The organism is Hwanghaeella sp. 1Z406 (assembly GCF_048892425.1).
Classification (GTDB): Bacteria; Pseudomonadota; Alphaproteobacteria; order UBA8366; family Aestuariispiraceae; genus Pacificispira.
This window is the reverse complement of sequence record NZ_JBLZHU010000004.1, coordinates 289,611-301,707: the sequence shown is the minus strand read 5'-3', so window position 1 is coordinate 301,707 and position 12,097 is coordinate 289,611. Positions and strand designations below refer to the sequence as shown.

Here is a 12,097-nt window from a genome sequence, read left to right as displayed (position 1 = left end):
GTATGAATTATCGCCCTGAGATAGATGGCTTGCGGGCCATTGCCGTGTTGAGCGTGATTTTCTTTCATGCCGGATTTTCGGGTTTTTCAGGTGGCTATGTCGGTGTTGATGTTTTTTTCGTAATAAGCGGCTATTTGATTACATCGATACTTCTGAAAGATATTCGGACGGCACAGTTTTCGCTGATCAAATTTTATGATCGACGGGTGCGACGTATCATACCTGCACTCTTTCTGGTTATGGGCGTTACCATACCGTTTGCCTGGATGTGGATGTCCCCTGAGCAGTTACGGGATCATTCTCAGAATTTAACGGCAACAACGCTGTTTCTTTCAAACATCCTTTTTTATCTGAAAATGGGTTATTTCGCGCAAGCCGGGGAACTTGTGCCTTTGCTGCATACATGGAGCTTAGCCATTGAAGAGCAATACTATCTGTTCTTCCCAATCCTTATGGCTTTGCTCTTAAGGGGGCGATCTTTAAAAGCGCTAACAGTCGGGATTCTGATCGCTTTCCTGGCCAGTTTGTACATTGCTGTATTTGGTTTGGATCTGAATTTTTCATCGGACGGTAAAAATCAATTCCTAGAGAGATTGAACTTCTTACCAAATTCGTTCTTTTTGACATTTGGTCGCGTATGGGAATTGATGGTTGGTGCCTTGATTGCCCTGTGGATACCCAGCCCCAGGTCCAATACTTTTTCTTCCATCGGCTCGTTTTGTGGGCTCTTGGCTGTTATTGGAAGTGTTTTCTTATTTGACGAATCCACCCCGATGCCGGGCCTTTTCACACTCATACCGGTTCTTGGTACCGCTGCGCTTATCGCGTGCACCTCAAGCACATCCTTGGTGGGGCGTTGTTTGAGCGCCAGGCCATTCGTCAGTATCGGATTGATTAGCTACAGCGCGTATCTGTGGCATCAGCCGGTTTTTGCGTTTGCCCGTTTGCGCAGTTTGAATGAACCATCGCTATGGATGATGGTTGGGCTTTGTGTTTTGGCATTGGTCCTGGGATGGGCGTCATGGCGCTATGTTGAAACGCCGTTCAGGAAGAAAGGCCTGGTGAAAACACGAACGGTCTTTGTCGCATCAGCTGTAACAGGGGCTGTTTTATTTGTGGTTGGATTGACTGGGTATATTGCGAAGGGATTCCCCGCGCGGTTTTCGGATGTTCAGGAACAGATCGCACCGCCGCAAACAAATATGGAAACGGCCTGCAAAGACAACTGGCACTATCCCTATGGCAAGGAGACGCGTTTCAGTTACTGTGAGTTTGGAGATAAGAGTGCGAACAAAACTGTTGCACTTATTGGCGATTCCCATGCCGAGGCCTTGTTCTCGACCCTAGATCAAGAACTTAAGGATCGAAAGTTGCGTGGTGTTCGTTTGGCTGCGGGGCAGTGTCATCCCATCCCTGGTTTTGTTGATGATCAAAGGCCAACACTTGGCCCCTTCTGTCAGGAAGTCTACAAGGTATTGTTTTTATTCCTTAAAGAAAAAACAGATATGGCTATCGTTTCTGTTCGATGGTCATTCCAACTGTATCCAATTGAAAATTCGATAGAGACTCTCCTGTTTGATAATGGCGAAGGGGGTGTCGAGGTCGGGCCGCGATATCGAGAGAATCTTACGTTTGATCAGAATGGGCTAAACAACGACGCTACTATAAAACGGAATATGTTGAATGAGTTCTTGGCACGGTTAGTAGACAGTGGGCACCCGATTGGGGTGGTCTTGCCGGTCCCGGAAATTGGCTGGCATGTGCCAAACTACAATTTCAAAAAATTCGTTTTATCTGGTTTGAAGGTGCCTGAATTTGTTTCAATCTCCTATGAGGTTTTTAAGAAGCGTAATCGCTTTGTGAATGATGTTTTTGAAAATACCCCGTCCCGATCCAAGTTAATATACATTCGTCCCGAGAAAGTATTGTGTGACACATATGTATCCAACAGATGCGTCGCTCAAATTGGGCAGAGACCACTTTACTACGATGATGATCACTTATCTGATTATGGGGCGAAATTAGTTCTTGCTCCCTCACTATCAGAACTTTTCAGCGAGATAGGCGCCGTTGATGGAAACTAGTCCAGTTGTGGTTTTCCATCAGGTTTCCGATACAGTGATTTGGGTAAGCGATATTTTCTGAGATTCTTGATTCTTAATCCCATAAAGGTCGGCATAGGCGCGGGCCATGACGGGCAGTCCGAAATTCTCCATTATTCTTAAATATGCGGCATTTCCCTTTCGCCGTAGCTCCTGTTCTGGAAGAGTGCAGAAAGCACGAATACTTGCTTTCAATGCAGCCGGATCATTCGTTGGAATGGACCACCCTGTCTCTCCGACGATAATGCTGGAATCGCCCGATTCCGTGGCAATGGGTGTTAACCCGCACGCCATCCCCTCCGAGAGAGCATTCGAAAAACCCTCCCCATAGAGTGAACTTGATATCACCCCATCACCGGCTTGCAATAAGTCAGCTACATCAGCCCTTTGGCCAAGCGCGATAACGCGCTCTTGAGGCGGCAGGTCCTGTGTGCCCTTCCCGATCATGACCAGCCAGACGTCCTGTATCTCAGACACAGCCTGTAACAGCCCGGCATGGTTTTTCATGGGATCGACGCGGGCGACGTGAAAAAGCACACGGGCATCTTGAGGTAATCCCAATTCAAGGCGCATTTTCTCACGCAATTCTGGCCTTGGATAGAAGACGCTTGTATCAATCCCGTTGTGGATCACACCCATTCGTTCCGGGCGATACCCTAAATTCTTGTGAACCCGTGCCCCTGCCTGCGAATTGGCGATGATGAAATCAGGAATACGAGACAGTAAGACGCATGTTTTTATAACCCACCACAAGGCGCGGCGATATTGAGAAAGGTCCATGTCGGAACATCGTATTCCCCATATCAATTTGGTGCATCGGCGGCGACCAGAGAAGAACAAAGCCAAGAAGCTTGCCAGGTCCCCATGATACATCCAGCCTTGAACCACTGCTGGCTTTAGGGTTCTGATAAGGTGTATTAGCTTTATCATTCCGAATATGTCTGGATGGTTTCTCCTGAAATTGAGATGATGACATTCAACTCCCATCGACCGGACACGCTCTGTCAGGGCACCTTCTTTCATGAGCGAAATGATTACAGGTCGAAAAACGGACTTTTGATGATTTGCTAAGGCAAGCAGCATTGATTCTGCGCCACCACGATTCAACGAGTTAATTACATGAAATATAACAGGACGCTGTAGAGAATTTTCTTCGCTTTGTCCAAGAAGATACCGTCTTGTCTGTAGACTAGCCGCCCCTATCAAAGCGCCTAGCATGAGCCAAAACAGTCGCTGAAAAGAAATTTCATGGACCAAACCAAATGCAAGCAAGCATAAACACGCCCCCAGCATAATTCGAACCGATGGGGCTCTTAAGCTCACTTTGCGCCGGACAATCAGAAAAATTCCATAGATGGGTAAAGAAGCCGTGACAAGGAGTCCAAACAAACCGAACTCAACAAGAATCCAAAGCACAGTAGAATGTAAAACAAGTGGGGTTTTGCTAATATCTGTGGACTGGACATGATTCAGAAATCCACCAAGTCCAGTCCCCCAGATAATGTTATCTGACCAGATTTTAATTGCCAGATTGAAGCTTTCCAGCCTTTCGATATAGGTGGCTGCACTTGAAGTTTCTAGATTAGGTGCCAGGGCTCGTGATTGGTATGCGAGCTCGGCTGTGGGACTCAAAAGCAAACCTATCATCCGGATGCTCATGTAAGCAGCGATCGCTAGTGCAATAGCGTGGATAATTCTTTTTCTGCTGCCGATATTAAAAAATAAACACGTGGCGATCAGAACAAAGTTAACAAGGATCCCCGTTTTGGATTGTGTTTGCCACACACCATATAAAAGGACGGCGGTAAGGATTGTCCAGAAGACAGCCGCCCAATCATTCCCACGCCTGTCTGAATACGTAAAGGCGCATACAAGGGCCAGGGTCAGCTGAAATGCAAATGTGTTCCGGTTGGCGGAAAACCCTTCAAAGTTTGATTCAAAAAGAACAGGTATTCCCAGCACCCATTCTATAAATACAAGCGCCAGATTGAATGTGGTGATAATGGCTGCAGAGACAACGATAAGTTCCGCCATTCGGCGTAGGCCATGAGTGCCCCATTTCTCGACCAAGAGTGCACCAATACAGAAATATCCCAATAATACGAACCAGCCGATCAGTCTGTTTTGAAGCGCCCAGTTATGTAAACCATAATTATACCACCCGTGTAAGAAGCTGAAGATCAATAAGGAGGTCATGGCAATAAGCCAGGTTTTTACATTCCCTGATAGGGTTAGAAATTTAGAGTTGGATAGTAAATATATAATAGGAATCAAAAACAAACCAAGAATTGCAAATGCATCAGCAATATTTATGGTAATTAAGCCTGATCCAATTTGAGCATGGATCTGAAAGAAGACCAAGATAGTTGTGATTGATGGAAGAATTAAGGCGAGTGTTCGGTCTGAAAAATCATCCGCTGCAGTTGTTAGAATTGAGTTATTATTTGATTTGAGAGATTTGTTTGCCTCAAAGAATTGCCTTTCCTTGTCCTGTACGCGCCGAAGAAGAAAGGCGGAGAAAATTAAAATGACAGCGGTTGAAGATATCCCGATGAAGGCGGAAATTGCGATTGCCTCGGTCCCTGTTAATCCGACTTTCTGAAATGCGATACTTGCCGCGATTTCGCGTACACCCCATCCGTTTATACTTATGGGTAAACTTGCGGCAAAGCTGACTACAGCCGAGGCGGCCAGGACTTTTAAGAATGAAGCATCGGGGGCGACTTGTAGTACAGCTATAAGATAGGCAAATAACACAAGTGTTTGGGCAATTACTGAAAGAAGGGATATTTCTCCAATACGAACAATGTTTTTCAATGTTCGGATTTTTCGCCAAAGCGCAGCCTCAAATGGTGATCGTGTAAAAAAACTAACAGTAATGATAATCAGGGTTAAAGCACAAAAAATCTGCCATAAAGGAAACTTGTTTAGTGTATTAAAAATCACGCTTGAATCTAATAAAGAAACCGCACCAAGTGCAAAAAGCACTGAACTGACCGCGAAAATAATTATTCTCTCATAAGTAGATATTAGAGTGCATGCCGAGAGAGGGACTTTCTTCCTATGCAAAAAGAACTGACGCCCTAGTATTGATCCAACAAATGAGAATATGAACAGGCTGGAGAAAAAACCATTCACTGACGCTTTCAGAGTCTCTATGAAATCAATTGGGTAGCCAAAGTGGCTTAAAAGTCTGTCCAGACGAAAAGTAACTATAATAATATTAATACACAATAATGATATTATGGAAAAAAAAGAAATAAAACTTATTTCTTTGTAAAAAGATATAAAACTTTGAAAATCGAGTATTTTGTAACAATAAAAAATTAATGTTATGCTGATGATTGCTGGAAAAATCATCCGTAAATTTTTGGGAAAATTGAGTAGTTTAATTTTCTTTGTCCCTAAAGCCATAATTCGGAAACCTGTTTATTGGAGGATATTCGCAAAAATGTCGGGACGGTAGCGGCATTTCCTGTCCAGGATGCTGGACTCAAAACTGTTATGTGCTCTGTGAATTTTATCTTTGATATGCGTCAGTAAGATACAAATTCTCGCTACCTTAGAAATTATCTACCTCTCACAGTTTTAGAATAAGACAAGTTATAAAGGGGTTCAACCGATCAATGCATTGGTTGAAGGTGTTCTTGGGGCTTGGCTTTTATAAATCCACCGGGGGGAAAACTGGATTCTGTGTTTAAGGAACCTTAGGAATCGGCAACATTAATTGTCCGAATACAGGTATTTCCTAATGCATCGTTGCTGGCAACACCGATGCGTCGCACGTCGGCGAGCGGCAGGGTATCCCCATGAAACGCATAGTACCAAACACCAGGCTCGTTTCCAAAATCAAGGTTGTCATGAATGAACCGCCTGGCCTTGGTTTCCAGCGCCAGGAAAGGTTGCGGTCCAAATGTTTTGCCTGCGCGTGTGCGGATTTCCAGGTAAGGGACGTCATCTTCAGGATTTGCATGAAGTTTGATCGTGAAATCGAGAGCGGGCTGGCTCATATCCAGGTTTAGAACCTGCCTGAAAGCATGCAGTGCCTCGGCGTATTCGAATTCGACTTCCGGGTATTTCTCAGCGGCCTTGGCAATCATGTCACGGACATGATCCACTTCAATTCCAATATCCCTGAAATCGTGGCTGCACAGGCCCATGATTGTTGGTTTGCCAGAGTCTGCACGCGCGAAAGCCTTGTCGACTTCGCGTTGGTCAATGCTGGCGGTGCGGCTCATTACATTCAATGAACGGGAAATTGCCCGACGGCAGTTCCCCGGTGTCTGATAGTCGTCATGGGCGGGATGATAGACTGACCAATCCGCTGGCGCCCGCCGCCAGTCGCCGGAGCGCCCCTTTCTGAAATCCACAGAAAGCTCCAATTCTTCCGGCGTATCGGTTGCCATGTTAGAACAATCAAACGGAATCCACTGTTCCAGTATCCAGTGGCTATCGGGACGCTCTGCCTGGAACCCGGCGCGAAAGACCGTTGGAAACCAGTTCCGCTCCAGGATTTTGCGGCAAATAATCTGCCAGAGTTCCGGGGAGTTGATGTAGGAGGTCGCGCACCGATGAGCATCACGATAGATAGACATTGGGTGAAAATGAAAATGAAGTCCATCCGGGCAATCCGCATACTCGCCCATCACCTCAATATAGCGATCAAATATGTTATGATATCCTAAATCGCGCCGTCTCGGATTGTTTTCGTAGCCGACCAGATCAAGGCAATGCCAGTTGTAGACCCACCCGTTACCCTGGGAATCCGGCATTTTCTGCCGGAAACGATTATCCATAATTCTGTCGAGCATTGCCAGGACTTCCGTCCATGTACCATTGATGCGAAGGCGATGCCCGCTGAGTGCTTCCGCAATTTTTGCGGTAAGCTCCTTTCCCAGATCAATCTCTCGTGCCTGCAGCTTTGCCAGCGTGTCACGGGTTCTGGGGAGATTTTTGATCCCAAAAAGTTCTTCAAGCCGTTCAAAGGTCGAGGCCAGTGATTCATTCAAGGGACCTTCTGTATCGATGCTATGAACAATATAGACACGTTTTTTCATGATCTAGGAAATCCACTTTAAAATTAAAATTTGCCCCTATTGCCCGAAAGCATATTCTGACCGGAACTGAGCAGACAGGATGTTCCTGTCGACCGTGTCATTGTGCGTCAAAGCGAGTGCCGTATCTGTAAACAGATCACTGTCGCGCTTCAAGACCTGAGACTGTTTTGAGGCCAAATCTCGGATTTACTTCTCTTGGGAACCGAAGTGCCTTTGAAGATTTAGGCGTTTTGTTGGCAGCATGTAAATCCTTCCCTCATTGCCTCTGGCACGTCCGCTTCCACGCGAATGGGGGGCTTTTTCGGATAGAGCGGCAATTCAATCGCGCGGGCATGCAGATGCAAGGGGATTTCTGAGGTGGCTGAGCGATCCTCTGGGGTGCCATACCAGGGGTCGCCCAGGATCGGGAAACCTGATTGCGCACAGTGGACACGGATCTGGTGGGTGCGGCCGGTATGGGGGGAGAGTTCCAGCCAGGTCAGGCCGGTCTTGCTGGTGCCCAGTATGCGATAGTCGGTGATCGCCTCTTGGCCTTCGCCGTCCTTGGCAACAACCATGCGCCAGCCTTTCTCGGCACTGGAAATCTTCGTTAAGGGGAAATCAATGCGTCCTGTTTCCTGGGGCGGTTGCCCGCGGACGACCGCCCAATAGGTCTTTTTTGCTCGCCCTTCTGAAAACAAGATCCCAAGCCGTCGCAGAGCCTTTGCATGCCGTCCCAGCACAAGACAGCCAGATGTGTCCCGATCCAACCTGTGGGCCAGGGCGGGCGGCTTGGGCAGGCCAAAGCGCAGGGCATCAAACGTATCCTCCAGGGATGGCCCCCCCGACGGTCCAGCATGGACATTCACGCCTGCGGGCTTGTTCACGACCAGGATCAACCCGTCGCGATAGAGTATTTCCGGTGTTTCCAAGGCGCTTACCCTCCCGCCATTTTCGGCAGGATATAGACTTCGCTGTCGGGCTGGATTGCTTGGAATTTATCCAGGCGATAGAGCGTGCCGTCGATTGAGACGGTCACGCCCTTTGCCAGAATTGGTTTCAGCTTTGGGGCCGCTTCGCCCAAGGCAGTTAGCATGCGGTCAATATTCGGGGCATCGATCTCAAATTCCTTCTGGCCATCGGCCATGCGGCTGAGGGATCCCCAGAGTTTGACCCGTGCCATGGTGCCTCCTATTCCGCAGCAAGCGGCTGGGCCTGCTCCTTCATCAGTTTCAGCAGGCGTGGTGGCGACATGGGCAATTCTTCCGGTCGCGCCCCAACCGCAGCGGCCACCGCGTTTGCAACGGCGCCCAAAGGCGGCACGATGGAGGTTTCTCCAACGCCCCGCACGCCATAGGGATGGCCCGGATTGGGAACTTCCACGATCTGCGTATCGATCATCGGCAGGTCCGAGGCGACCGGCACGCGATAGTCCAGGAAGCCCGGATTTTCCATCACACCCTTGTCGTTATAGATATATTCCTCGTTCAGAGCCCAGCCGATGCCCTGAACAGCGCCGCCCTGCATCTGTCCTTCGACATAGGCGGGACTGACGGCCTTTCCGGCATCCTGCACGATCAGATAGCGCAGGATGGTGATGCGCCCGGTTTCCCGGTCCACTTCCGCATCCACCAGATGGGTGGCAAAGCTGGGGCCGGCACCATCGGCGCTGACCTCAAAATGTCCCGCAATCGGGCCACCTGTTTCACCTGCTTTCTTCGCAAGCTCCTTGATAGTCATCGGGGGAAACTCGCCCGCATTGGGACCGGCTGGGACGGCACAGCCATTTTCCCAGGTCACAGCATCAGCAGGTATTCCCCAGATTTTTGCGGCACGTTCGCACAGAACCTTTGCTGCATTGCGCGCGGCTTCAATCGTCGCCAATCCACTGGCAAAGGTCACACGGCTGCCATCGGTCACATCGTTAAAGCCCAAGGACCCGGTATCGGCGATGATCGTCTGAACGTGATGATAGGGAATGCCCAGTTCTTCGGCTGCCATGGCACACATGGACGCCCGGCTGCCCCCGATATCGGGCGTGCCGACTGACAGAGCGACGGTGCCGTCAATGTTCAGGTTCAGAGTGACCGCCGTTTGTCCGCCGAAATTGAACCAGAAGCCGCTGGCAACGCCACGTCCCTGATTGGGCCCCAGCTTGATGGCGTAATTCGGATGCGCTTTCACAGCCTCCAACGTCTCCACCAGTCCGATATCACTATAGGTCGGGCCGTAGGCGGATTTGCTGCCCGATGTTGCCGCGTTCTTCAAACGGAAATCAACCGGGTCCATGCCGATTGTATGCGCAAGCTCCTCAACAATACTTTCCACGGCAAAGGCCGCCATTGGGGCGCCCGGTGCGCGATAGGCCGCTTGCTTCGGACGGTTGGTCACAACATCCCACCCAATCGCCTTCAGGGTCTTTGGCTGATAGCAGGCAAAGGCCGTCATGGCCCCCATCGAAACGGGTGAGCCTGGGAAGGCCCCGCCCTGATACTTCAATTCAGCTTGAGCTGCGGTGATGGTGCCGTCTTTCTTACAGCCCATCTTAACCCAAATTGCGCTGGAGGCTGTCGGGCCGGTGGCGCGGAAAACTTCGCCCCGGTTCATGACAATCTTCACAGGTTTTCCGGCCTTACGGGACAGGGCGACCGCGACAGGTTCGATAAAGACCGTTGTCTTGCCACCAAAGCCCCCCCCAATTTCAGAGGGGGTAACGCGCAGTTTTGACACATCCATGCCGTTCAACTGGGCACAGACGTCCCGGACCATGAATTGACCCTGGGTACAGCACCACAGATCGCCTGACCCATCACCGGAAATATTGGCCAGACAGGCATGGGGTTCGATATAGCCCTGATGCGCCGCGCCAGTGCGGAACTGACGTTCGATCACGACATCAGCCTCGGCAAAGCCTGCCTCGACATCGCCATAGCCTAATTCAATGCGCTCGGCGACATTGGTCGGGCGGTCTGGCGCATCTTCCACGCCTTCTGTGCGGATGTGGTCGTGCAGAATCGGCGCATCATCCTTCATAGCCAATTCAACATCGACAACATGGGGCAGGACCTCGTAATCCACCTCAATCAGTTTCAGCGCCTTGGCGGCGATGCGGGGATTGCTGGCGGCAACGGCTGCCACGGCATGGCCATCATACAGAGCCTTTTCGCGGGCCATGACGTTATAGCGGATATTGGTCAGTTCACCATCTTCCAGGACCTGCGGATGGTCCGGGAAATCTGCCGCGGTGACGATGGCCTTTACGCCTTCCAGGGCAAGCGCCTTGGAGGTATCGATAGATTTGATGCGGGCATGGGCATGGGGGCTGCGCAGGATTTTCCCGTGCAGCAGGCCCGGCGCGGCCAGATCTGCCCCGAATTTGGCGCGGCCTGTTACCTTGTCGATACCATCCGGGCGGTTATGGCGATGACCAACGACTTTATAGGTGCGGTCGGCAGGATCACGATCAAGCGGCATGCGTCTCTCCTCTCATCTCCGCAGCGGCGGATTGAACGGCGCGGATGATTTTATCATACCCGGTACAGCGGCACAGATTGCCCGCCAACCAATAGCGAATTTCGGTTTCCGACGGATTGGCGTTTTGCGCCAACAGGGCTTTTGCGGCGACCAGGATGCCTGGCGTACAGATACCACATTGCAGGGCGGCCCCATTCAGGAAATGCCGTTGCAAGGGGTGCAGGTCCTCGCCATCGGCCATGCCTTCGATGGTCTCGACACTGCGGCCTTGCGCTTCAGCGCCCAGCACCAGACAGGAACAGACGGGACGCCCATCCAGAATGATGGTGCAGGCACCGCAATCGCCTGTGCCACAGCCTTCCTTGGATCCGGTCATTTGTAACCGGTCCCGCAGGACATCCAACAGGGTTTCTTCTGCGTCACACAGATATTCTGTCTGATCGCCGTTGATAGTCGTGGTGACGTGAAGCTGGCTCATAGATTTTTCTCCGCACGGGTTAGCGCGATTTTGGCGGCACGCTTTGCCAGTGTGCCTGCAATATCGGTACGGAACGCAACGGTTCCGCGCTTGTCGTCAATCGGGGTAGCGGCGGCGGAACACGCTGCTGCAAGAGCATTCAACGCGGCGTCATCCATCTTGGTTCCGATCAGGGCCTTGGCGGCGGTCTCCACCACCATGACTTTTGCGGCGACTGCGCCCAGGGAAACCCGGGCTGCGGTGCAGGTGCCTGATTTATCAACGGTCAGGCAGATGCCGACACCCACGACCGCGATATCCATTTCGGTTCGTGGAATGAATCGCAAATAGGCGTCCGAAGTTCCAGGGGCGCGCTTGGGCAAAAGAATGGAATCGACAAACTCTCCCTTCCCAAGGGATGTTTTACCAGGACCCGTTGCAATATCTTCAACCGGAACATCGCGGGTGCCCTTTGGGCCGATGACGCGGGCGACAGCCCCGGCGGCGACCATGGCGGGCACGCTGTCAGCGGCGGGGGAGGCGTTGCACAGATTGCCTGAAATCGTCGCGCGACCCTGAACCTGCGTCGATCCGATCAGGCTGGCGGCTTCACACACGCCTGGCCATCCGGCAACCGCTTGCGCATGTTCATTCAGCATAGCGCTGGGAACCGCAGCCCCGACACGCAGGCCATCGCTTTCCATTGTGATTGATTTCAGGGCATCAATCCGCTTCAGGTCGACGATCAAGTCGGGTTCAATGAATCCGGACCGCAGGCGAACCAGCAAATCTGTCCCCCCCGCCAAAATATGCGCCTTGCCAGCCGCATCGGCCAGCAAGGAGACAGCTGCCTGTACTGTAGTCGGACTTTCATACCGCATTCAGGGACTCCTGGCATAAGAAGGAAGGCGAGATTTTTATGTCCCGCCAGTATCGGAGGGAGTCTGTCGTGTCCGACGGCTTCTTTCAACCCGAAGATTTCTCACGTCAACTTTAGGGGAAGTATCTCCTATATTCACGGGCCTAAT

8 protein-coding genes are annotated in these 12,097 nt (G+C 50.9%); 1 reads left to right on the top strand and 7 read right to left on the bottom strand.

Annotated elements, in window-relative coordinates; genetic code table 11:
* Positions 1-2 precede the first annotated feature (2 nt).
* The gene (locus tag ACOSDR_RS10685; protein ID WP_420722606.1) at positions 3-2,084 is read left to right on the top strand and encodes an acyltransferase family protein; all 2,082 of its coding nucleotides are present in this window, start codon (positions 3-5) and stop codon (positions 2,082-2,084) included.
* Positions 2,085-2,102: 18 nt separating this feature from the next.
* Here the strand turns inward: ACOSDR_RS10685 and ACOSDR_RS10680 are convergent, their stop codons facing one another.
* From ACOSDR_RS10680 to ACOSDR_RS10650, 7 genes are all read right to left on the bottom strand, one after another.
* On the bottom strand, positions 2,103-5,516 hold the full coding sequence (locus ACOSDR_RS10680; protein WP_420722607.1) for a glycosyltransferase: 3,414 nt from the start codon (positions 5,514-5,516) through the stop codon (positions 2,103-2,105).
* Positions 5,517-5,809: 293 nt separating this feature from the next.
* Positions 5,810-7,159: a hypothetical protein gene (locus ACOSDR_RS10675; protein ID WP_420722608.1), complete on the bottom strand. Its 1,350-nt coding sequence runs from the start codon at positions 7,157-7,159 to the stop codon at positions 5,810-5,812.
* A gap of 221 nt (positions 7,160-7,380) precedes the next feature.
* The gene (locus ACOSDR_RS10670) at positions 7,381-8,070 is read right to left on the bottom strand and encodes an RluA family pseudouridine synthase (RefSeq protein WP_420731207.1); all 690 of its coding nucleotides are present in this window, start codon (positions 8,068-8,070) and stop codon (positions 7,381-7,383) included.
* Positions 8,071-8,075: 5 nt separating this feature from the next.
* Positions 8,076-8,321, bottom strand: coding sequence for a MoaD/ThiS family protein (locus ACOSDR_RS10665; RefSeq protein WP_420722610.1), 246 nt, complete (start codon positions 8,319-8,321; stop codon positions 8,076-8,078).
* An 8-nt stretch (positions 8,322-8,329) separates the two neighbouring features.
* Positions 8,330-10,612, bottom strand: coding sequence for a xanthine dehydrogenase family protein molybdopterin-binding subunit (locus ACOSDR_RS10660; protein WP_420722611.1), 2,283 nt, complete (start codon positions 10,610-10,612; stop codon positions 8,330-8,332).
* Positions 10,602-11,090 carry a (2Fe-2S)-binding protein gene (locus tag ACOSDR_RS10655; protein WP_420722612.1) on the bottom strand — a complete coding sequence of 163 codons (489 nt, stop codon included), beginning with the start codon at positions 11,088-11,090 and terminating at the stop codon, positions 10,602-10,604. The genes ACOSDR_RS10660 and ACOSDR_RS10655 overlap by 11 nt, the downstream gene beginning before the upstream one ends.
* Positions 11,087-11,950, bottom strand: coding sequence for an FAD binding domain-containing protein (locus ACOSDR_RS10650; RefSeq protein ID WP_420722613.1), 864 nt, complete (start codon positions 11,948-11,950; stop codon positions 11,087-11,089). Before ACOSDR_RS10650 ends, ACOSDR_RS10655 begins: the two co-directional genes overlap by 4 nt.
* Positions 11,951-12,097 lie beyond the last annotated feature (147 nt).